The following is a 23,348-nucleotide window of genomic DNA, read 5'->3' on the forward strand; positions in this document are numbered from 1 at the left end:
AATTACGTTTTTTTATTTAACATTTTCAGTAATACCAATGCATGGGTATGCTCCTCATCTTTTCCTGCGTAGAGCAGTGTCACGTTACCATGCTCTTTTTCGAGGTCTTTTATCCGGTGCAGGTTCTCCTTTTCTTTGAAGAGCTCTTTCCGGTATCGTTCACCAAACTCTTTCCATTTTGCAGGATCGTGTTGGAACCACTTTCTTAATTCGGTTGACGGGGCGATCTCTTTCAACCAGAGATCCACATCGGCTTTTTCTTTGGATATGCCGCGGGGCCAAAGCCGGTCTATCAGTATACGATAACCGTCATCATCACCCAATTGTTCATATATACGCTTAATCCGGATCATAATGTTTCAATTATGCGGTATTATTATATCCGTTAGATTGATTGAATTGCCACTTTATAACAAAAGGATAAATAGAAAGTTCAACATTTTTTCACTTAGATTTTCACTCCCTGCTCTTACTGCATAAATAGCTATTTTTATGAGTTCGTGTTATTTTCAGAAAAAATCATGTAATTTTGCCTTACGAACCCGATAGAAGAGTCAATATAATGGTGAAATGACCCGGTAAATCGGACGATTGAATAAACAGAAATAAAATAATCGCATGAGACATATTAATTTGGTGATTGTGAGTGTTATTACACTTATGGTCGTATCGTGCAATCCTAAAAAAGAAGAAGTGAAGATTTTGAAACAATCCGATTTTCCCGCTCCTCCGGTAGCGGAAGTGATTCCCGATACGTTTATCAACTTCGGGCAACAGCGTGTCGACAACTATTATTGGTTGAAAGACAAAAACAACCCGAAGGTAATTGATTACCTCAATGCCGAGAATATCTATACAGATAGCATAATGGCCTCTACCAAAGCGCTTCAGCAGACCATTTTTGATGAGATTGTAGGTAGAATGAAAGAGGATGATGAGAGTTATCCCTCGTTTAAGGATGGTTATTACTACTATAGCCGCACTGAAAAAGGGAAACAGTATCGCACCTATTGTCGTCGTAAAGGGGCGATGGAATCCCCGGAAGAGATTATTTTCGATGTGAATGCGATGGCCGAAGGGAAACTTGCATTTATTTTCAGAGGCTATTCTATCAGTCCGGATAACAGCAAGGCGGTTTATTTCTATAATGAGACCGGTTCATATGCCGAATTTAAAATGAAAGTCAAAGACCTTGCTTCGGGTGAAGATGTAGGGTTTTCGATGGATGGCGTTGCCTCGGTAGCATGGGCTAACGACAACAGGACGCTTTTCTACAGCCTGATCGACCAGACATTACGATCTTCTAAAATATACAGGCAACAACTGGATGCGACAGCAGGTGAGTTGGTATATGAAGAGACGGATGCCCGTTTTGGCACTTACGTCTACGGTAGCAAGACCAGGCAGCATATTTTTATTGCCAGTGCAAGTTCTACCACATCCGAAGAGAGATATATCTCTGCCGACCGGCCTGCCGATCCGTTTAAAGTGTTCCTTCCCCGCGTGCAGGATGTGGAGTATAGTGTTTATCCGCATAAGGACAAGTTTTTTGTGCGTTATAAAGACAAAGAGAATCTTAACGGTATGATCTACGAAATGCCGCTCACCGGCTATGAAGATCGTGCTACCTGGAAACTGTTTATGCCCCATGATAAAAATGTCCGTATAGAATCGATCGATATACTGAAAGATCATGTGTTGCTCGAGTTAAGGAAAAACGGACTGGCTGAAATTCAGATCAAACCGGTGTCCGGAGAGGGAAAAACGGAAACGATTGCTTTTCCCGAACCGGTCTATACGGCATCACTCAGCGGTAATCCCGAATATGATGCCGTCACTTTCCGGTATTCGTATACGTCGCTTAACCGCCCCACTACTTTATACGAATATAACATAGAGACAAAAGAAACGGAAAAACTGAAAGAACAGGAAGTGCCTTCCGGATTCAACCCTGATGATTATACAGTGGAACGGCTTTGGGCGACCGCTCCCGACGGAGTGCAGGTTCCGATGGCTGTCGTTTACAAGAAAGGATTGAAGAAAGATGGCAGCAATCCCGCGTTGCTCTATTCCTATGGAAGTTACGGAATAAGTTCCGATGTCTATTTCAGTGCGAGCATGTACAGCCTGATCGATCGCGGTTTTGTGTACGCCGTTGCCCAGATCCGTGGAGGAAGTGACCTGGGTGAGCAATGGTATGAAGATGGCAAACTGTTGCATAAAAAGAATACCTTTACCGATTTTATCTCCTGCAGCGAAAAACTGATACAGGATGGTTATACATCTTCCGACAGACTGGCTGCGATGGGGGGAAGTGCAGGGGGATTGCTGATGGGTGCCGTGGCGAATATGCGTCCGGACCTTTACCAGACTATCGTAGCGCAGGTACCGTTTATCGATGTAGTCAACACTATGCTCGACGATACGCTGCCACTCACCACAGGTGAATATGAAGAGTGGGGGAACCCCAATGAAGAGGAATATTACAACTATATCCTTTCTTACTCGCCCTATGATAATATCACCGCGCAGGATTATCCCAATATATTGATTACCGGCGGTATCAACGATTCGCAGGTGCTTTTTCACGAACCGGCCAAATATGCGGCTAAACTGCGTGCACTGAAGACGGATGATAATATCCTGTTACTTCATATGAATATGGATTCAGGCCATGGAGGTGCTACGGGGCGATATGACGGTATCAAAGATACTGCCTTTGAGTTTGCCTTTATCCTGAATCGTGTCGGGATCGATAAATAGACAGAGTTGAATTAGTTATGCATGCACATCAGCACCACCATCACGATCATCACTACGGACACACGGATGTAAAGAATATCAGAGCGGCTTTTTTTCTGAATCTTTCTTTCACCATTATTGAGTTAGTCGGTGGTTTGATAACCAATAGTGTGGCAATCCTTTCGGATGCAGTCCATGATCTGGGCGATAGTTTTTCGCTCGGGCTGTCATGGTATTTCCAAAAAGTGGCAAAGAGACCCCGAACCAAGGAATATACCTATGGCTACAAACGTTTTTCGTTATTAGGAGCCGTGATCAATTCGGTGGTACTGCTGGTGGGAAGTATTCTGATCCTGACGCATGCTATTCCCCGTCTGTTTAATCCTCAACATCCCGATGTGAAAGGGATGTTGTTGCTTGCCGTTCTGGGAGTGATCATTAACGGGATGGCTGTCCTTCGGCTGAGGAAGGGAAGCTCAATCAACGAAAGGGTAGTGTCGCTACATCTCCTGGAAGATGTGCTGGGGTGGCTGGCGGTATTGATAGGTGCAGGGATCATGTATTTTGTCGACGCGCCATTTATCGATCCTCTCCTTTCCATTCTCATTTCTCTCTATATCCTTTATAATGTGTATAGAAATATCCGTCAAAGCTTGCGTATTATTTTGCAGGGAAGTCCTTCGCAGCTTGATATGGAAGAAGTGAAACGGTCGCTACTGGAAATCGGAGAAGTGCAAGATGTACACGATCTCCATGCATGGTCGGTAGACGGCGAATATAACGTAATGACCGTTCACGTGGTACTTCGTAGCGCTCTTCCGATGGAGGCACAACACCGACTAAAATTGGAGATCCGGGACAAACTGCTGTCAATGGGGGTACAGCACTGTACCATTGAGTTTGAAGTGGTGGACGAGGAATGCGCTTATTCCAGATAAGTATATCCGTACAACCCCGACCGGTAGTTCGAGAGGAATTCTTTCCCTTCTTCTACCGAGATCTTCCCTTGTTTTACGGAGCTCATCACCCAGGTCTCCACGGTACGAACCAGTTTCTTGGGATTATACTGCGCATATTCCAGTACTTCCGCTACTGACTCACCATCGATCATCTGATCGATCTTATATCCGCTTTCGCCCGTAGAAACATGTACCACATTGGTGTCGCCGAATAGGTTATGCAGGTCGCCCAGAATCTCCTGATAAGCCCCCACCAGGAAAACACCTATATAATAAGATTCATCTTTTTTAAGAGAATGGACGGGAAGATAAGCGGATCGGAATCCATCCTGCGAAGCAAAGTTGGATATTTTCCCGTCCGAGTCACAGGTGATATCCTGCAGTGTGGCTGTCCTGTCGGGTTTCTCGTCCAACCTGTGGATTGGGATGATCGGAAACACCTGGTCGATAGCCCATGAGTCGGGTAGCGACTGGAATAACGAGAAGTTACAGAAATATTTGTCGGGTAGCAGAGTCGATAGTTGCCTTAGTTCTTCGGGGGCATGTTTAGCCCGGTTGCTGGTGATATTGATTTCCCGCACGATGGAGAAATAGAGTTGCTCCATCTGTGCCCGGGTTTTCAAATCGAGCATGCCCAGACTGAAAAGGTCGAGTGACTCTTCCCTTATTTGCTGTGCGTCGTGCCATGCTTCCAGCATCCGCGCCTGTGTAAGCGTATCCCAAATATTGTAGAGTTCTTTCACCAATTCATGGGCATCCTCTTCCAACTCCTGGTCCTCCGGCCATGCCGGTAAGGTAGCCGTTTCCAGCACTTCAAAGATTAAAACCGAATGATGTGCTGTAAGTGCGCGTCCCGATTCTGTGATAATGTCGGGGTGGGGTAGCTCGTTCTTGTTTGCCGCATCCACAAAAGCAAATACAGAGTCATTCACATATTCCTGAATAGAATAATTGATACTGTTTTCGGTAAAAGAGGAACGTGTGCCGTCGTAATCGACACCCAATCCTCCTCCTATATCTACATATTTAATCTTGAACCCCATGGCATGGAGCTGCACGTAGAACTGTGCTGCTTCACGCAGCGCCGTCTTGATGCGGCGTATTTTTGTGATCTGGCTTCCTATGTGAAAATGGATAAGCTGAAAGCAATCCTCCATCTTATTTGTTTTAAGCACCTCCAGTGCTTCAAGCAGTTCACTCGAATTGAGTCCGAATTTGCTGCCGTCGCCGCCCGACTCTTCCCACTTGCCACTGCCGGAGCTGGCCAGCTTCACACGGATACCAATATTGGGTTTTACCTTTAGCCGCTTAGCGATCTGGATGGTCAGGTCGAGTTCATTCAGTTTTTCTACCACAATAAACACCTTCTTTCCCATCTTTTGCGCCAGCAACGCCAGTTCAATATAGCTTTCATCTTTGTATCCGTTGCATATGATAAGCGAGTCGTTATCGGTATTGATTGCAAGTACGGCATGCAATTCCGGCTTGGAGCCGGCTTCAAGGCCGATGTTGAATCTTTTACCACTTGAAACGATTTCCTCTACTACCTGACGCATCTGATTTACCTTGATAGGATAGATGATGTAATTCTGGGCGTGGTATTCATATTCTTTGGATGCGATGGCAAAGCTCTGGGATATCTTTTCAATACGGTTGTCCAGTATCTCGGGAAACCGTATCAATACGGGAGCTGAAACATCGCGCAGGTACAATTCACGCATTAGCTCGCTCAGGTCTACGCTATAGCCTCCCTGTTTACGTGGAGTTACCTGCACATGACCCTTTTCGTTGACGGAGAAATAACCGTTTCCCCAACCGTTGATATTATACAACTCTTCCGAGTCTTCAATACGCCATCTTCTCATTCCGACAGACACTATTTAAAGGTGATACATAAATTCGATCAACCAGTATAAGGCCTGATCAATCAGCAGGCAAAAATACGCATTAATTTTGTCATTTACAGTTACCGCAGCCAAAATCTTCATCCATCATCTCCAGCCATCTCCCAGTCCCCTCAGTCTCCCGGTCATCTTTCCCACCTTCCCGCCTTCCCACCTTTTCTCTTTTTTACCTTTTTTAATGGTCTTTTTGCAACAATTTGCCGTTTAAATACATCATATAAATATGTAAATGGAGAATGTTCACTTAAATATAACTGTTATGCTATCGAAGATCAACTCATTATTATTAATGGTAATTATTACAAGCCTGTTTTGGGCTATGTCTTGTGATAAAAACGGCAGTGATGTGCGGGCCGGAGATCTCCCCGATCCCATCCGGATAGACCTGCGCTCGGCAGAGCAGCAGATGGTACGTGCAGACCAGACTTTTGCGTTTGAATTCTTTGAACATCTGTTTGTGGAAGAATCCCTCGGCGAAGACAATAATTTTATGGTTTCGCCGCTGAGCCTGAGCATGGCTCTTGCCATGACATGGAACGGTGCTGCCGGCAAAACAAAGGAGGCTATGCAGCAAACGCTGAAAATGGATGGATTTTCCGATGATGAACTCAATAGTTACTATAAAAAACTCAGGGAGGCATTATTAAAAACAGATCCTTCTACTAAGTTATCAATTGCCAACGCTATTTTTACCAATCAATCCGTTAAGATCAAGCCCGATTTTGTTAATACTAATCGCTCGTTCTATGAGGCGACTGTAGAAGCTGTCGATTTTACTCGTCCTGAAACCGTAAGTATTATTAATAAGTGGGCATCGGATAATACCAACGGTTTGATAGAGAAAGTGATAGAGAATACCAAACCTGAAGATCTGATGTATCTGCTTAATGCCATTTACTTTAAAGGTATATGGACTTCAGAATTTGACAAGAAGAACACTTCTGAAAGGCCGTTTACCTATGAAAATGGTACACGGAAAAATGTGGAGATGATGAAGCAAACTGCAAAGTTTAATTATACCAATGATGAGAACCTCCAGTTAGTACAACTTCCCTATGGTAATCAGGCTTTCAGTATGATGGTACTCCTGCCTGCAGAGGATAAAAAACTACAGGATGTGATAGCAACAACCCGTCAGGAGGGTTATTGGGAAAATTTGAAGTCGGGATTACATGAGACCGAGGTTGAACTCTCCTTACCTAAATTCAAAACAGAGTATAGTAAAAGGTTGAATGAGGTACTTGCAAAAATGGGGATGGGGATCGCTTTTGCCAATGCGGCCGATTTTTCACGGATGAGTGATGCACCTGCTAAAATTGATTTCGTTAAACAGGATACCTATATCAGTACTGATGAGTTGGGTACCGAAGCGGCAGCTGTTACTACAATCGGGATGATAATGACCTCCCTTCCTGTAAATCCGGAAAAAGTGGTATTTAACGCTAATCGTCCTTTCCTTTATCTCATTCAGGAAAATTCCACCGGTGCCATTCTCTTTATGGGTGCAGTAAAAAATTTCGACAAGTAGATTTATACACCATTTATAATCCGGGACGACTTATTAATCATCCGGGAGTCCTATCACTCAGCAGGTTTCACCTGTTGGGTGATTTTTTTATTTATATTTTCTCTGTTTTTTATATTCTTTTTTTTACTTATTTATTTGTTTGAAATTCAGTGAAGTTATACCAATTGGAAAACTTTTTCTCTCTTTGGTAAAATTAATTATCTGATTATTAATATTTTATGATTTTTTATGGAGAACTTTGGGATTTTGTTGATAAAAAAATAGATAAAAATTTTGGATTCTTAGAAACTTTCCATAAACTTGCAAAACCAAAAAACCTTACTTTGATAAATTGAGTGGTCTGTTTTGGAGAATAAGTGACATTTTAGAACTATTTCGTTAAGTGAGAGCAGAAACAAAGCTTGCTTTGGTTTTGCCGAGCGCAGAATTGGAAATCGAGAAGCGAAGGCGATTCAAAATGTCTAATGTAATTGAAATTTTATTTATTATATAATTTTTTCCTGATGAAAAAGAAGACATACACTTTCGACGAAGCCTATAACGCCTCGTTAAGGTATTTCCAGGGCGATGAACTGGCGGCCAAGGTGTGGGTAAGCAAATACGCCCTCAAAGACAGTCAGGGTGATATCTATGAAAAGACGCCCGAAGATATGCATTGGCGTTTGGCCAAAGAAGTAGCCCGGATCGAAAAGAAATATACCAATCCATTGAGCGAAAAAGAGTTGTTTGACCTTTTCGACCGTTTTCGTTATATCATTCCCCAGGGAAGTCCTATGACCGGTATCGGAAATGATTACCAGGTGGCCTCGTTATCAAATTGCTTTGTGATAGGGATGGATGGCGATGCCGATTCCTATGGCGCCATTATCCGTATCGACGAGGAGCAGGTACAATTAATGAAACGCCGCGGCGGGGTAGGGCACGACCTCTCTCATATCCGGCCGAAAGGATCGCCCGTAAAGAATTCGGCACTCACTTCCACTGGCTTGGTTCCTTTTATGGAACGCTACTCCAATTCCACGCGTGAAGTGGCACAGGACGGTCGTAGAGGTGCTCTGATGTTGAGCGTATCTATCAAGCATCCCGACTCGGAAGATTTTATCAATGCCAAGTTGGAGCAGGGTAAAGTAACCGGAGCCAATATCTCGGTAAAAATCGATGATGGATTTATGGAAGCTGCATCAGAAGGAAAACCCTATGTACAGAAGTTTCCTGTCGATTCCGACAAACCGAAATATGAAAAAACGATTGATGCCGAGAGGTTATGGAAAAAGATCGTGCACAATGCCTGGCAATCGGCTGAACCTGGTGTGCTGTTCTGGGATACCATCATCCGCGAGTCGATCCCCGACTGTTATGCCGACCTGGGTTTCAGAACCGTATCGACCAATCCGTGCGGTGAAATCCCTTTGTGTCCTTACGATAGTTGCCGCCTGTTGGCTATCAACCTTTATTCCTATGTGGTGAATCCCTTTAAGAAGGATGCTTATTTCGATTTCGAACTGTTTGGCAAACATGTACGGTTGGCGCAGCGTATCATGGACGATATCGTGGATCTGGAATCGGAAAAGATCGATATGATCCTCGAAAAAATAGAAGCCGACCCCGAATCGGAAGAAGTAAAATATTCCGAGCGTAATCTCTGGAAGAAGATCCAACTTAAAACCCTGCAAGGGCGTCGTACCGGTGTAGGTATCACTGCAGAGGGAGATATGCTCGCTGCATTGGGTATTCGTTATGGAACTGACGAGGGTAATGATTTCTCGGAAAAAGTACACCGTACAGTGGCACTCAATGCCTATGCCTCATCTGTGGAGATGGCAAAAGAGCGGGGTGCATTCGAAATATTCGATATAGAAAGAGAGAAAAACAATCCCTTTATCAATCGCCTGAAAGAGGCTGATCCTCAGCTGTATGAGGATATGGTGAAATACGGAAGGCGTAATATAGCCCTCCTTACCATCGCCCCTACAGGAACAACCAGTCTTATGTCGCAGACCACTTCGGGTATCGAGCCGGTCTTTTTGCCTGTTTATACCCGTCGTCGTAAGGTAAACCCCAATGACAAGGATGTGAAGATCGACTTCGTGGATGAGAACGGCGATTCATGGGAAGAATACACGGTGTTCCATCATAAATTCGTGACCTGGATGGAAGCCAAGGGCTATTCTACTACCAAACGCTACACCAACGAAGAAATCGATGAGATGGTGGCAAAATCACCCTACTATAAAGCTACCTCCAACGATGTGGACTGGCTGCAAAAGGTAAAGATGCAGGGAAGAGTGCAGAAATGGGTAGACCACTCAATTAGCGTGACTATCAACCTGCCGAATGATGTGACCGAGGAGCTGGTGGGCGAATTATACATGGAAGCATGGAAGAGCGGTTGTAAAGGTTGTACGGTCTATCGCGACGGATCGCGGGCCGGTGTGCTTATCTCCAACGGTGACAAAAAAGAAGAAAAAGACGATGACTGTTACGAATTGCCGGCAATTGTCACCTCCCGTCCTGTTGAGTTGGAAGCCGATGTGATCAAGTTCCAGAATAATAAGGAGAAGTGGATCGCTTTCATCGGATTACATAATGGCAGGCCGTATGAGATCTTCACTGGGATCAATGATGAGGATGATGGTATTATGTTGCCTAAGACGGTTACTTCCGGGAAGATTATCAAGGCATATGACAGCGACGGCCGGAAGCATTATGATTTCCAGTTCCAGAACAGGCGTGGTTACAAGGTGACCATCGAAGGGCTGGATGGTAAGTTCAATCCCGAGTACTGGAACTATGCAAAGTTGATTTCCGGTGTATTGCGTTACGGGATGCCTATCGACCAGGTGATCAAGCTGGTATCGGGACTGGAACTCGACAGCGAGACCATTAACACATGGAAGAACGGTGTGGAGCGGGCACTGAAGAAATACCTGCCCAACGAAACCGAAGCCAAAGGGCAGAAATGTCCTGTCTGCGGTCAGGAAACATTGGTTTATCAGGAAGGATGCCTTAAGTGCCGTAACTGCGGTGCATCCAAGTGTTAAAGGGACACCTTTCAGGTAGGTTTGAGCATATCCTGTATAACTTACTTACCCGTCATTCCGGTTCAACTACCGGTTTGGCGGGTAAGCCTTTTGATATATACCTATAATTCTTGCAATTTAGAATGTAAAATCATATTTTCGTAGGTGTTATGTATCACAAGTAAAACTTACGGGTGATAGTGATTTGAGAAGAAATCATCCTCAGTATAAGTACGCATCAAAACGATAAATCGTCTAACACGATAAATCTTTGAATAATTATGCTTTATCCTACACCAACTATCATAGGTGCAATCGCGGGTGATATCATTGGTTCCGTTTTTGAACGGAATAACATGAAGACGACAAAGTTTCCGTTGTTCTCGGATAAATCGGACTTTACGGATGACACTGTACTCACGGTCGCTGTGGCCGATGCTATTCTCCATGACAAAGATTTTGCCGAAACTATTTGGAAATATGGACGGAAGCATCCTTACCGGGGTTATGGCGGCTTTTTTATCGAGTGGCTGCAATCGGAAAACCGTGCACCATATGGAAGTTATGGAAACGGTTCGGCGATGCGTGTGAGTCCTGTCGGTTTTGCCTTTGACACGCTGGAAGAGGTGCTGGACGTTGCCAGACAAACAGCGGAAGTGACCCACGATCATCCTGAAGGTATCAAAGGCGCACAGGCAGTTGCTTCTGCCGTTTTTTTCGCCCGAAAGGGAAAAACGAAGGATGAAATAAAACAATACATCACCGAAACTTTTGGCTACGATCTCAATTTTACGCTTGATGAGATCCGTTCGTATTATACTTTCGACACTACTTGCCAGGGTTCCGTCCCACAAGCGATCAGGGCTTTCCTCGAAAGTTCGGATTATGAAAGCGCTATCCGGCTGGCTATTTCAATCGGAGGCGACAGCGATACCATAGCCTGTATGACAGGAGCCATTGCAGCAGCTTATTACAAGGAAATCCCCATCTATATTCTCGATTTTGTATATAACATCTTACCCGAAACGTTCATCGACCTGTTGAACCTGTTTGAAAAGAGAATATCTTCGAGATAAAAGAGTCATAGGCATAATAGCTGTTAAAGAGAATTATTTGCGTATAAATATTGATAAAGGAAATACCGTGGGAGGAACATTATCTGAGCAGATATGTTTATATACCTGTATCGTAGTCTATTATAAATATAAAAAAGAAAGGAACTGGTATGGCTAAGTATTCGAAAAAAGCACAGGAAAAGATCGGCGAAGTTATGTCTGAATTTAAGAAGGGAAAACTAAAGACTTCGGCCGGCAAAAAAGTAACCGACAGAGACCAGGCTATCGCCATAGGAATTTCCGAGGCAGACCAGGCCGGATATAAAGTCCCGGAACTGCCAGATAAAAAAAGATCTTCGAAACAGTCGGACAAAAAAACAACATCAAAACAATCCGATAAGAAGACATCTTCAAAACAGCAGAAACAGTCAAAGAAATAATTAAGTTGAGCGTGAAACATTAAAACAACCCTGTCGGCATTATGCCTGTTCCATCCACTTTTACTATTTTTGTGGTATGGACGATACTTATAAGACCGTGATCCGGCCTGCCGAAGGGTATATTACCGAAAAAAAGAGTAAATTTATCTCTCATATCTTTCCGGTAAAGAGTGCCGATGAGGTAAAGGTAATCCTGGAGGAGCAGCGTAAGAAATATTACGATGCCCGTCATGTCTGCTGGGCATATATGCTGGGGTGGGAGAGAAACGATTTCCGTTCGAACGATGATGGTGAACCGTCGGGAACGGCCGGAAGACCTATTCTTGGGCAGATCAATTCGGCAGAACTGACCGATGTGCTTATCATCGTAGTACGCTATTTCGGTGGTACTCTCCTGGGGACAGGAGGACTTATCAAGGCATACAAGGAAGCTGCTGCCGATGCTGTTGCCAACGCGAAGATCGTGGAGAGAACAGTGGACGATACCATCGATATTACTTTCGATTATATTTTACTTAACGAGGTGATGCGTGTGTTAAAACAATTTGACGCTGTGCGATGGACACAGAATTTTACCGATAGTTGCTGCATGCGCCTGGAAATACGTCGTTCACTGTCTTTGCAACTCTCTGATATACTGACATCTATTCATGGGGTTGCCGTTTCCTATCCGCAAAGCAGACCGGCCGATCCCAAATCCCAATTCCCCGATTCCAAATCAGGAGATAAGCATAAAACACCTTAATAAAGAAGGAATTTCGGGGAAAATTGTTGCTCCTTGCACAAAACTTAGTACTTTTGCACCCGAAAAGTAGACTTGTTAAGTTCGGATGAGGTGAGATAGAAGAAAATTGTTTATAAGACGTGCATTGTTTTCTAATAGAATAAATAAGAAGAAAGATCATTTTGAATGGATAAAAACCTGGTTATCGTTGAGTCGCCTGCAAAAGCAAGGACAATTGAGAGGTTTCTCGGAAAGGATTTTCATGTCATGTCCAGCTATGGACATATTCGCGATTTAAAGAAAAAAGATTTTAGCATTGATATCGAGAATGGTTTCACACCGATCTATGAAATTCCATCCGATAAGAAAAAAGTTGTCTCTGAACTGAAAGCGGCGGCAAAAAAAGCCGAAACGGTATGGTTGGCTTCCGATGAGGACCGTGAAGGAGAAGCTATCTCATGGCATCTCTTCGATGCACTGGACCTGAAAGAGGATAAGACCAAACGTATTGTGTTTCATGAGATCACCAGGGATGCCATTCAGCAAGCTATCAAGAATCCCCGTAACATTGATCAGAACTTAGTAGATGCACAGCAGGCGCGGAGGGTTCTTGACCGTATCGTGGGGTTTGAACTGTCACCGGTACTGTGGAGAAAGATAAAACCCGCCCTCTCTGCCGGACGTGTACAGTCGGTTGCCGTACGCCTTATCGTGGAGCGGGAACGGGATATCCAGAATTTTCAGTCGGAAGCAGCTTACCGTATCGTAGCTCATTTCACGAAAGAGGAAAACGGCCATCAGTATGAGATCAAGGCCGAATACAACAAACGGTTAAAGACCAAAGCCGAAGCGCTGGCATTGTTAGAGAAACTCAAGACATCGACCTTTACCGTGGGAGATGTCCACGTCCGCCCGGCCAGGAAATCACCCGCACCTCCATTCACTACCTCCACCCTGCAACAGGAAGCATCACGCAAGTTAGGCTTTTCGGTGGGACAGACGATGATGGTAGCACAACGTCTCTATGAGTCGGGGAAGATCACCTATATGCGTACCGACTCGGTACACCTGTCTGCATTGGCGATCGGAACCGCTAAGACGGAGATTGACGCGCAATACGGAGAGAAATATATCAAAAGCCGGCAGTATGCTACCCAGTCGAAAGGTGCACAGGAAGCGCACGAAGCCATCCGGCCGACCTATATCAGTACGCATGAGATCGATGGTACTGTCCAGGAAAAACGACTCTATGAACTGATCTGGAAGCGCACTATTGCTTCGCAGATGGCCGATGCCGAACTGGAACGTACCACTGCGGATATTACCATCTCCAACAACGACGGTAAATTCGTGGCTAACGGAGAAGTGATCAAATTCGACGGTTTCCTGCGCGTTTATCTGGAAGGGACTGATGAGGAGAACGGGGAGAATGAAGAGGGGATGTTACCTCCCATGAAAAAAGGTGAACAACTTGCCATGCTGGAAACCAATGCTACGGAGCGTTTCACACAGCGCCCTCCAAGATATACCGAAGCGGCATTGGTGAGAAAGATGGAAGAACTGGGTATCGGACGTCCCTCCACCTACGCACCGACCATCTCCACTATTATTAATCGGGAGTATGTGGAAAAAGGAAATGTAGAAGGAGAAGAGAGAATCTATAATATCCTTACCCTCAAAAAAGGTGTTATCAAAGACACCGACAAGAAAGAAATTGCCGGCGCCGACAAAAACAAATTAATCCCGACCGATATCGGTATGGTTGTGAACGATTTTCTGATAGAATATTTCCCCTCGATCGTCGATTATAACTTCACTGCGAATGTGGAGAAGGATTTCGACAGGATTGCCGAAGGAAAAGCGCAGTGGAATAAAGCAATCGCTGATTTCTATAAGATGTTTCATCCCATTGTGGAGGAGACATCCCAGATGCGTACCGAACATAAGGCGGGGGAACGGGTGTTGGGTACAGATCCTAAGACGGGACGGCAGGTGTCTGTGAAGATCGGCCGTTATGGCGCCATGGCGCAGATCGGTACCCAGGATGAAGAGGAGAAGCCGCTTTTTGCTTCATTACAGAAATCACAATCCATTGAAACCATTACCCTCGAAGAGACCCTTAAACTCTTTGAACTACCGCGGACACTTGGTGACTTCAGGGGAAAAGAGGTAGTGATAGGAGTGGGCCGTTTCGGCCCTTATATCCGTCACAACAGTAAGTTTGTTTCTCTACCCAAAGGAGTCGATCCATTAGAGATCCAACTTGATGAAGCTATCGAACTGATCGAAGCAAAAGAGAAAAAAGATCAGGAAAAGATCATTAAAACATTTGAGGAAGAACCCGATCTACAGGTGCTGAACGGGCGTTATGGTCCTTATATCGCCTATAAAAAGTCGAATTATAAAATTCCAAAGGGACGGAAACCTGAGGAGCTCTCATTTGAAGATTGTCAGAAGATCATTGCAGATACCGATAAGGGGAAAGAGCCCAAAACGGAAAAAGGAGCAGGAAAAGCAACCACTGCTAAAGCAACTGCAAAGAAAACTACGGGAAAACCGACAGCCAGGAAGGCGACGGCAAAGAAAACATCAGCCAAAAAGGCATAAAGAGAGATAAGAGTCAAGAATCAGGACAATTCAACTGTGGTGCTGTAAATAATTAAAATGATCACCCGGATACGACCCACAACCTATGACGATCTGCCGGAGGTGATGGAAATATACGCCATCGCACGTGATTTTATGTGCCGTACAGGGAATGCTTCACAATGGATAGAGGGATATCCTTCGACTGCATATATCACGGAAGAGATCGGTGCCGGACATAGTTTCGTTTGTGAAAATCAGGATGGAGAGCTGGTCGGGACTTTCTGCTTTATTGTCGGAGAAGATCCCACTTATAAGAAGATCTATAAAGGGGAATGGCTCAATAGTGACCTCTATGGTACAGTGCATCGTATCGCATCGGCAGGAAAGGAAAAAGGAGTGGCTGAAGCTTGTTTCCGGTGGTGTTTCGAACAGTGCCGCAACATCCGGGTAGATACCCATCGTGATAACCGGGTGATGCAGCAGATCCTGGAAAAACTCGGATTTACCCGCTGTGGTATCATCTATGTATCCAACGGAACGGAACGGCTTGCTTATCAGAAAGTAGTATGAGGAAAATAAATAGAATAGAACAGAAAACGATATTTAGGAGAGTTGCAGGATTATGGGGTTTAGTATCAGTCCCGTTGTCGGGTGTTGCTGCCGAAGAGATAGCCGGCATCAACCTTAATATAGATATTGACTACACCAGCGATCCATTTTATACTGAAACATGGTTTTTGATCCTGATTGCGGTATTCCTCCTGTTCTTGCTGATACTACTTATCCGTGGGGGAAAGAGAGCACGGCGTAGGCAGAAAGCAAAGAAAGCATTGAAAAAAGCACTAAAAGAGTCAGGGGAATTTCAAAAGGAAGTATTCAATAAGACAAATGAATCCGGGATATCAGAGAAACCGGTTCAGTAAAAAATCAACCCGATCACTCCGGAGAGAAAAAAGAGCAGGATGGGATCTACCTTTTTGATGGATGCCACTAATACCGCTCCGAAAATAATCCAACTTTTATAATCGATAAAATTGTAGGGGGTGATCAGTATAAGTGCTGCAGAGGCAATCAATCCGATAATAGCCGGTTTTAGTATCGAGAGGGCTGACTGCATCCATGGGTTATTCTTGAGCCGGAAGAAAAAGGCGGTGACAAGTGTCATCAGGATAAGAGAGGGAAGACTTACCGCAAAGGTGCAGATTGCCGAGCCAATCACTCCGTAACCCGACGCAAATCCCATCTCCGTAACGGCCGAATAACCTATATAAGTAGCTGAATTGAAGGCTATAGGCCCCGGCGTGGTCTGCGAGATAGCTACGATATCTGTGAAGTCGCTTACCGACATCCATTGATGCGTATCGACGATCTCGTGCTGTATAAGAGGCAGCATGGCATACCCTCCTCCAAAACCGAACAGGCCGATCTTAAAGAACGCTACAAACAATGCCAGATACAGGTCCAATAGTTCCATATTACTTATTTATTTTCGTTCTCAAATAAATAAAATGGGAAATTCCTAAAAGGATAGCTGCGAGTACAATATACATAGGGGAGACGTTTAGCTGCCAGACTGCAAGCGCCACGACAACCGGAATCCATAGGTTTTTCCATCTTACACCGGCTGATTTACCCAGGCTCAACAGTGGAGCGACAATCAGCGCTACCACTGCGGGACGGATCCCTTTGAAAATACGCTCTACCAGCGGGTTATCTTTGAATTGAGTAAATACCATGGCGATAAGCAGGATCACGATAAACGAGGGTAGGATAACGCCTGCGCCTGAAAAGAGGCTCCCCTTGAACCCAAGCCGTTTATTTCCCGCGAACAGGGCTGTATTCAGCGCAATAGGCCCCGGCATGGACTGGGCAATGGCAAGCATATCCATAAATTCATCATCTTCCAGCCATCTCTTTTTGTTGACCACCTCATTACGGATAAGGGGAATCATGGCGTAACCACCTCCAAAAGTGAAGGCGCCGATCTTAAAGAAGATAAGGAAGAGTTCCCAATATTGTTTTATTGTAGCCATCAAACTAATGTGTCAATGTGCCAATGAGACTAATCCCGACAAGTCGGAACATGTAGTGCCAATGAGACTGATAAAACTAATGTGATAATTTTACGATTTGATTACGTCGATTTGCAATTCATAATCTTAAATCTGAATTGAAACAACGTTCGGCGGAGCCAAAATCAGCGTAGCTAAATCTTGAATCATCTTACATATAAAGTGAAAAGCAGACTGCAATCAGAGAAGATCTTCTTGCTAATCTGCTTTTTATAAAAAGCCGCACCGGTGGAATAAGACGAAACTCCTTATGACAGGATTTGAGTGTCCGGGTATCTTTGTAATCCGCTGTCCCGGTAAAACCGGAATCCCGAAGGATGCGGCCCGCCATTGATACCAAAAACGAGTCTCGGTTCATAAAATGTAATTGATGAGTTTCCCAATCGACCAATGCGGCAATAACTCATTCAATTGTATTTTCAAAGATAGGGGCTAAAAATGAAACTTCCAAATTATTTATGTTATTTTTTACCCTTTTTCGTCTGTTTATCCGCAATAGCGCTTATTTTCAGTGGAGTTATGACTCTGCTAAAAACTTACTGATTTCTTCATCAGAAACCTCATGATTAGTCAGGTCACCCGCCAGGTACTGGTCATAGGCAGCCATATCCACCAATCCGTGTCCTGAGAGATTAAACAGGATCACCTTTTTTTTCCCTTCTGCCTTGGCTTGAAGTGCTTCCCGGACGGCGACAGCAATAGCATGGGTCGATTCGGGAGCAGGGATAATGCCTTCGGTACGGGCAAAGAGTACGCCTGCTTCGAATGTCTCCAGTTGTTTGACGCTTACCGCTTCGATTAAATTGTCTTTCAGCAACTGGCTTACGATGCTGCCGGCGCCGTGATAGCGGAGTCCTCCGGCATGGATATTGGCCGGTGCGAATTTGTGTCCTAATGTGTACATCGGGATCAGCGGTGTATAACCGGTCTCGTCACCAAAATCATAACGGAACTCCCCTCGTGTTAGCTTGGGACAGGATGCAGGTTCGGCCGCAATAAACCGTGTGTTGGTTTTTCCGGCTATATTGTGACGCAGGAACGGAAAGCTGATACCGGAAAAGTTGGAACCACCGCCGAAACAGCCGATTATCACGTCGGGATACTCATCGGCCATTGCCATCTGTTTCTCTGCTTCCAGACCGATGATCGTCTGGTGCAGTGCCACATGGTTAAGTACACTTCCCAGCGTATATTTGCATTTGGGAGTCTGCATCGCCAGTTCAATGGCTTCGGAAATAGCTGTACCTAAACTGCCCTGGTAATTGGGATGCTCGGTGATGATCTTCCGTCCTGCTTTAGTCGACATACTGGGAGAGGGGATCACCTGCGCTCCCCAGGTCTGCATAAGCGAGCGGCGGTAAGGTTTCTGTTCGTAGCTGATCTTTACCATATAAACGGCCAGTTCCAGATCGAATGCTCTGGCAGCAAATGCCAGCGCGGTACCCCATTGTCCGGCTCCGGTCTCGGTAGTGATATTGGTGATTCCTTCTATCTTATTGTAGTATGCCTGGGGCAGTGCCGAATTGAGCTTATGGGATCCGACCGGGCTTACACTTTCGTTTTTAAAATAGATATGCGCCGGTGTATCGAGAGCTTTTTCCAATCCGGTAGCACGTACCAGTGGGCTGGGGCGGTATATCTTGTACTTTTCTCTTACCTCTTCAGGGATATCAATCCATACATCGGTCTGGTTCATCTCCTGACGCGATAACTCTTCGGCAAAAAGAGGATAAAGATCTTCCGCTTTCAACGGCTCTTTCGTCTGCGGGTTGATCATGGGTTGAGGTTTGTTTTTCATTTCAGCCGTTACATTGTACCACTGCGTAGGAATCTCTGCTTCCGGGAGAATAAATTTTTTTCTTTTTTCCATCATTACTATTTATTGTTTAAGTTCAACAGTCATAATTTATTATTTGTTTTACCGGATTTTACCGGACAAAAATAGCTTTCCTGCGCATCCTCTTTTATTCAATCCTTGTGAGTTGATTTGTTTGGATATTTTCTTCCACGATCGCGTCTATTACCGCTACCGCCACCATATTGACGATATCACGTACCGATGTCTCCACATCGAGGATATGTACCGGTTTCTTCAATCCCATTTGGATCGGACCGATAATATCTTTCGTACCGGTTTCCCTTAACAATTTATAGGCTGAATTGGCCGAGCTGAGATTGGGAAATACCAAGGTATTTACTTCTTTATCACGTAGGCGGGTAAACGGGTATTTCTTGTCGCGCAGTTCTTTGTTGAGTGCATAGTTTACCTGCATTTCACCGTCCACTACCAGTTCCGGATATCTTTCATGCAGCGTGTCCACTACCTTATGCACACTTGCGGGACTACCTACGGAGTCGGCGCCGAAATTGGAGTAGGAGATCATGGCGATTACCGGATCGTGCGCGAAAAACTTAACAGTAGCGTTGGCCAGCCGGGCGATATCTATCAGCGCCTCGGTGTCGGGATGGCGGTTGAAGAGTGTATCGGCAAGGAAGAGTACACCCTTTTTTGTATTGACAATATGCATGGCGCCGATGTGGTTCAACCCGTCACGGATACCGATCACCTCTTTGGCAATATCAGTGGTATCGGCATATTTACTGAACACACCCGTAATCATGGCGTCCACATCGCCCGTCTCTACCATCATCATGCCGAAATAGTTCCGCTCAAACATCTTCTCGGCTGCTTCGTCGAAGGTCATACCGTGTCGTTTCCGCTTCTGTGCAAGGAGTTCCGCATAACGTAAACGCCTCTCCTCTTCCCGGTCGTGCCGGAGGTTCACGATCTCAATTCCTTCGAGGCTGATCTGGTTTTCTTTGGCTACTTTGGCAATCTTCTCTTCGTTCCCGAGCAGAACGGGTTTGCATATCCCTTCGGCATACGCCGTTTCGGCTGCCTTGAGCATGTTGAGGTGGTTAGTTTCGGAAAAGACTACTCGCTTCGGATTCTGGCGCGCCATCTCGAACAGGCGGCGGATCATCTTGTTGTCCAATCCCATCAGGTCACGCAACTTATGGTCATATTGTTCCCAGTCGGTGATCGGTTTGCGGGCTATACCCGACTCCATAGCTGCTTTTGCCACTGCCGGGGCGACAGTAGTCAGCAATCTCGGATCCAGGGGTTTGGGTATGATATAGTCTCTGCCGAAACTCAGTTTCTTGATGCTATAGGCGGCATTCACCACGTCGGGCACCGCTTTTTTAGTCAGCTCTGCCAGTGCGTACACCGTGGCGACTTTCATCTCCTCGTTGATGCAGGTTGCCTGCACATCGAGCGCTCCGCGGAAAATATAGGGGAATCCCAGTACATTATTGATCTGGTTGGGATAATCGGAACGTCCTGTAGCGAAAATAATGTCCTCTCTTGATGCCATGGCCAGTTCGTAAGAAATCTCCGGGTTGGGGTTGGCCAGTGCAAATACGATCGGGTCGGAATTCATTGACTGGAGCATTTCGGGAGTAAGAACATCGGCTACGGAAAGACCAAGGAACATATCGGCGTCCTTTATAGCTTCCTCTAAAGTAAAGATATTGCGGGTAGTGGCAAATGGTTTTTTGCGATCATTCAGGTCGGTCCTCGAAGTGTTGATCACCCCTTTTGAGTCGAGCATCACGATATTTTCCGGTTTTGCTCCCAAAGCGATGTATAACTGTGTACAAGAGTTGGCAGCGGCTCCCGCACCGTTCACCACGATACGGATATCTTCAATCTTCTTACCGTTTAGTTCCAATGCATTCAACAATCCGCAGGCGGAGATGATTGCCGTACCATGCTGGTCGTCATGCATAATGGGTATATCCAGTTCATTTTTCAGGCGTTCTTCGATCTCGAAGCATTCCGGCGCTTTGATATCCTCCAGGTTGATGCCCCCGAAAGTAGGGGAGATGGCTTTCACCACTTCAATAAATTTTTCAGGATCTTTTTCGTTTACCTCGATATCGAACACATCGATCCCGGCGAATATTTTGAAGAGCAATCCTTTCCCTTCCATCACGGGTTTACCTGCCATTGCACCAATATCACCCAGACCCAGTACGGCGGTACCGTTGGAGATTACTGCCACTAAATTACCTTTCGATGTGTAATCATAGGCTGTCTGCGGATCTTTTTCGATCTCCAGGCAAGGTTCTGCCACGCCGGGAGAGTAGGCGAGTGAGAGATCGCGTTGCGAACTATGGGGTTTTGTGGGAACAACTTCTATTTTTCCGGGGCGCCCCTGCGAATGATAGGCAAGGGCGTCGTCATGTAGTTTATTATTTGCCATTTTGATTGTTATTGTGCGGTAAAAATATAAATGTGTGCAAATTTATAAAATTATCATCACAAATTATAATTTTTATTGCTTCTCCTTCACAATACCAATAAACCATTTGCGTTCATGGGCCTGGCGTTACCCCTTACCGATGCAACTTACAGATAATAGCAGGAGAGTTGTCTCCAACGAGAAAAAGAATAAAAAAATGTGTTTCTTTTCATATGGCTTACTGTTATTTTCATACATTTACAGCCCAAAGATAAATATTATCCAGGACGGAGAAAAAAGGTATCGTTTAAAGGAAAAAATAGTTCATTCGTCGGGTAAATCGGATGCGTTCATCGATTTTCAGTTGTTTCCGACCCCTTTTGAAGCGTAAATTTGTGCAAATTCTAAATTGTATTTATTATGGAAACAAATTCATGTTCTACATTTCATCATTCGCCAAAGTCGAAAGGGATTATTTTCGGTCTGTTGTTGATTATAGCCGGGTTGCTGTTTCTATCATTTAATTTCGGATGGATTGATGCCGCCCTCAGACCTATCCTGTTTTCATGGCCGATGATCTTTATTGTACTTTCCATTATCAGTTTTTCCAAAAGAGATTATTCCTTCGGGGTGATTTGGTTGATCGCAGGACTCTTCTTCCTGCTTCCCCGTATAGCGGAAGCTTATCCGGGATTTATCAGCGGCGTTGATACGGATTTTGCCCGTATCTATTGGCCGGTATTGCTCATCCTCCTGGGACTTGTGCTTGTTTTCAGGATAGGTTCCGGCAGGGGTAGGAGGCAGCACGGATACAAACAGATAGGAGCCGATTCTACAGAAAACGTAAACGGGAGAATAGACAAAAGCGTACTATTCGGCGGTTCCGAGAGCATTTTCTTAGACCCTGTTTTCAGCGGCGGCAGCATAAACGCCACTTTTGGCGGTGTGGTGCTCGACCTGAGAAGAACCACGCTCCCGGAAGGAGAGACCTTTCTCGATATTGACGCCACTTTTGGCGGAGTGGAACTCTATATTCCCGGTGATTGGTGGATCGAGACACGATTTCAGACTGTTCTGGGAGGTGTTGAAGATAATCGGATCATTTCCCAGCCCGATCATACCCGAAAGTTGATACTGCAAGGCAATCTGACCTTCGGAGGATGCGAAATACGGTAGACAAACAGAAAAACGGTAACCCAATTTAAAAACAAGGAATGAAACTCTCATTGACGTATATACCCTTACGACTGTTACCGGTGATAGTCCTGGGCGTAATGTACGCCCTATTGCAAACGGCGGCATTTCGCCCGATTGTCTCCTTTCCCTGCGGTTTGCTTTTACTCAAGAGTTGCATCGATGCGATCATCTTGTTGGGAATGGGGATGCTGCTGGCAGTCATCATTCCATCTTCCAACTATGTGAGATTAGATGTCTTTCAGCGGTTTATCAATTATTTCGCATTGGGGTTCCTCTATGTATCCATCTGGGTGCTCTTTGGTTATCTCTCTTCCATCCTTCTGCTCGGGAATGAAAACAGGGATGAGATTCGTTCACTTATTCCGTTGTCCGTTTTTATCGGCCTGTTTATGTATGTGATACATGTGCAAATGATCCATTTCAGGATGATACAAAGGGAAACTGAAAAGGAGAGGCAGAAAGAAGAGGGACCGGAAACAGACTCCGCGGAACCGCACGCCGACAGGGAAAAAGAGAATAACAATGAAGAGAGCGAAGTGCTGGAACGGGTAGCGGTAAAGATTGGTCAGAAGATACACGTGATTCTTGTCCCTGATATTGTCTATATCCAATCCGACGGCGATTATGTGCAGATAGTAACCGACCAGAACAGGTTTCTCAAAGAAGAGACCATGAAGTATTTCGAAGCCGGTCTGTCTTCGTCTCAGTTCGTTAGAGTGCATCGTTCTTATATTGTGAATGTGGAAAAGATACTTCGTATAGAGATGTACGAAAAACAGAATCAGATGCTTACCCTTAAGAACGGAGACAAGATCAGGGCCAGCATTGCGGGCTACAAGGCGTTGCGGACCGTGCTGAACCTCTGAGCGTA

18 protein-coding genes are annotated in these 23,348 nt (G+C 45.1%); 12 read left to right on the forward strand and 6 right to left on the reverse strand.

Annotated elements, in window-relative coordinates:
* Positions 1-2: 2 nt before the first annotated feature.
* Entirely contained in the window at positions 3-353 is a 351-nt protein-coding gene (locus F597_RS0107305) for a DUF488 domain-containing protein (protein ID WP_019539076.1), read from the reverse strand.
* 265 nt (positions 354-618) lie between these two features.
* Here F597_RS0107305 and F597_RS0107310 point away from each other — a divergent pair, with 265 nt between their 5' ends.
* Entirely contained in the window at positions 619-2,763 is a 2,145-nt protein-coding gene (locus F597_RS0107310; protein ID WP_019539077.1) for a S9 family peptidase, read from the forward strand.
* A 17-nt stretch (positions 2,764-2,780) separates the two neighbouring features.
* Positions 2,781-3,680: a cation diffusion facilitator family transporter gene (locus F597_RS0107315; protein WP_019539078.1), complete on the forward strand. Its 900-nt coding sequence runs from the start codon at positions 2,781-2,783 to the stop codon at positions 3,678-3,680.
* On the opposite strand, the gene speA is transcribed toward F597_RS0107315, so the two are convergent.
* Positions 3,668-5,566 carry a biosynthetic arginine decarboxylase gene (gene speA, locus F597_RS0107320; RefSeq protein ID WP_019539079.1) on the reverse strand — a complete coding sequence of 633 codons (1,899 nt, stop codon included), beginning with the start codon at positions 5,564-5,566 and terminating at the stop codon, positions 3,668-3,670. The genes F597_RS0107315 and speA overlap by 13 nt on opposite strands.
* 298 nt (positions 5,567-5,864) lie before the next feature.
* Here speA and F597_RS0107330 point away from each other — a divergent pair, with 298 nt between their 5' ends.
* The 8 genes from F597_RS0107330 (at position 5,865) to F597_RS0107375 (ending at position 15,884) form a co-directional block, all read left to right on the forward strand.
* Positions 5,865-7,133 (forward strand): serpin family protein, encoded by a 1,269-nt coding sequence (locus F597_RS0107330; protein WP_026327236.1) that lies wholly within the window; start codon positions 5,865-5,867, stop codon positions 7,131-7,133.
* 503 nt (positions 7,134-7,636) lie between these two features.
* Positions 7,637-10,174 (forward strand): adenosylcobalamin-dependent ribonucleoside-diphosphate reductase, encoded by a 2,538-nt coding sequence (locus F597_RS0107340; RefSeq protein ID WP_026327237.1) that lies wholly within the window; start codon positions 7,637-7,639, stop codon positions 10,172-10,174.
* Between the two features lie 260 nt (positions 10,175-10,434).
* Positions 10,435-11,229, forward strand: a complete 795-nt coding sequence (locus tag F597_RS0107345; RefSeq protein WP_019539084.1) for an ADP-ribosylglycohydrolase family protein — start codon at positions 10,435-10,437, stop codon at positions 11,227-11,229.
* Positions 11,230-11,378: 149 nt separating this feature from the next.
* Positions 11,379-11,648, forward strand: coding sequence for a DUF6496 domain-containing protein (locus F597_RS20300; protein ID WP_019539086.1), 270 nt, complete (start codon positions 11,379-11,381; stop codon positions 11,646-11,648).
* Positions 11,649-11,724: 76 nt separating this feature from the next.
* On the forward strand, positions 11,725-12,393 hold the full coding sequence (locus F597_RS20305; protein WP_019539087.1) for an IMPACT family protein: 669 nt from the start codon (positions 11,725-11,727) through the stop codon (positions 12,391-12,393).
* Positions 12,394-12,558: 165 nt separating this feature from the next.
* On the forward strand, positions 12,559-14,979 hold the full coding sequence (topA, locus tag F597_RS0107365; RefSeq protein WP_019539088.1) for a type I DNA topoisomerase: 2,421 nt from the start codon (positions 12,559-12,561) through the stop codon (positions 14,977-14,979).
* 57 nt (positions 14,980-15,036) lie between these two features.
* The gene (locus F597_RS0107370; protein ID WP_019539089.1) at positions 15,037-15,531 is read left to right on the forward strand and encodes a GNAT family N-acetyltransferase; all 495 of its coding nucleotides are present in this window, start codon (positions 15,037-15,039) and stop codon (positions 15,529-15,531) included.
* Positions 15,528-15,884 (forward strand): hypothetical protein, encoded by a 357-nt coding sequence (locus F597_RS0107375; protein ID WP_019539090.1) that lies wholly within the window; start codon positions 15,528-15,530, stop codon positions 15,882-15,884. Before F597_RS0107370 ends, F597_RS0107375 begins: the two co-directional genes overlap by 4 nt.
* On the opposite strand, the gene F597_RS0107380 is transcribed toward F597_RS0107375, so the two are convergent.
* The 4 genes from F597_RS0107380 to F597_RS0107400 all read right to left on the reverse strand — a co-directional run bounded on the left by F597_RS0107380 (position 15,878) and on the right by F597_RS0107400 (position 21,301).
* The gene (locus F597_RS0107380) at positions 15,878-16,435 is read right to left on the reverse strand and encodes a chromate transporter (protein WP_019539091.1); all 558 of its coding nucleotides are present in this window, start codon (positions 16,433-16,435) and stop codon (positions 15,878-15,880) included. The two genes, F597_RS0107375 and F597_RS0107380, sit on opposite strands and share 7 nt — an antisense overlap.
* A gap of 1 nt (position 16,436) precedes the next feature.
* Positions 16,437-16,985, reverse strand: a complete 549-nt coding sequence (locus F597_RS0107385; protein WP_139224064.1) for a chromate transporter — start codon at positions 16,983-16,985, stop codon at positions 16,437-16,439.
* Positions 16,986-17,550: 565 nt separating this feature from the next.
* Positions 17,551-18,906 carry a TrpB-like pyridoxal phosphate-dependent enzyme gene (locus F597_RS0107395; protein ID WP_019539093.1) on the reverse strand — a complete coding sequence of 452 codons (1,356 nt, stop codon included), beginning with the start codon at positions 18,904-18,906 and terminating at the stop codon, positions 17,551-17,553.
* Between the two features lie 91 nt (positions 18,907-18,997).
* Positions 18,998-21,301 carry an NADP-dependent malic enzyme gene (locus F597_RS0107400; RefSeq protein ID WP_019539094.1) on the reverse strand — a complete coding sequence of 768 codons (2,304 nt, stop codon included), beginning with the start codon at positions 21,299-21,301 and terminating at the stop codon, positions 18,998-19,000.
* Between the two features lie 399 nt (positions 21,302-21,700).
* Between F597_RS0107400 and F597_RS20310 the strand changes: the two genes are divergently transcribed.
* A complete protein-coding gene (locus tag F597_RS20310) occupies positions 21,701-22,456 on the forward strand; it encodes a LiaF transmembrane domain-containing protein (protein WP_019539096.1) in 756 nt (251 codons plus the stop codon).
* A 38-nt stretch (positions 22,457-22,494) separates the two neighbouring features.
* Positions 22,495-23,343 (forward strand): LytR/AlgR family response regulator transcription factor, encoded by an 849-nt coding sequence (locus F597_RS21545; RefSeq protein WP_019539097.1) that lies wholly within the window; start codon positions 22,495-22,497, stop codon positions 23,341-23,343.
* Positions 23,344-23,348: the final 5 nt, after the last annotated feature.

The organism is Proteiniphilum acetatigenes DSM 18083 (genome assembly GCF_000380985.1).
Classification (GTDB): domain Bacteria; phylum Bacteroidota; class Bacteroidia; order Bacteroidales; family Dysgonomonadaceae; genus Proteiniphilum; species Proteiniphilum acetatigenes.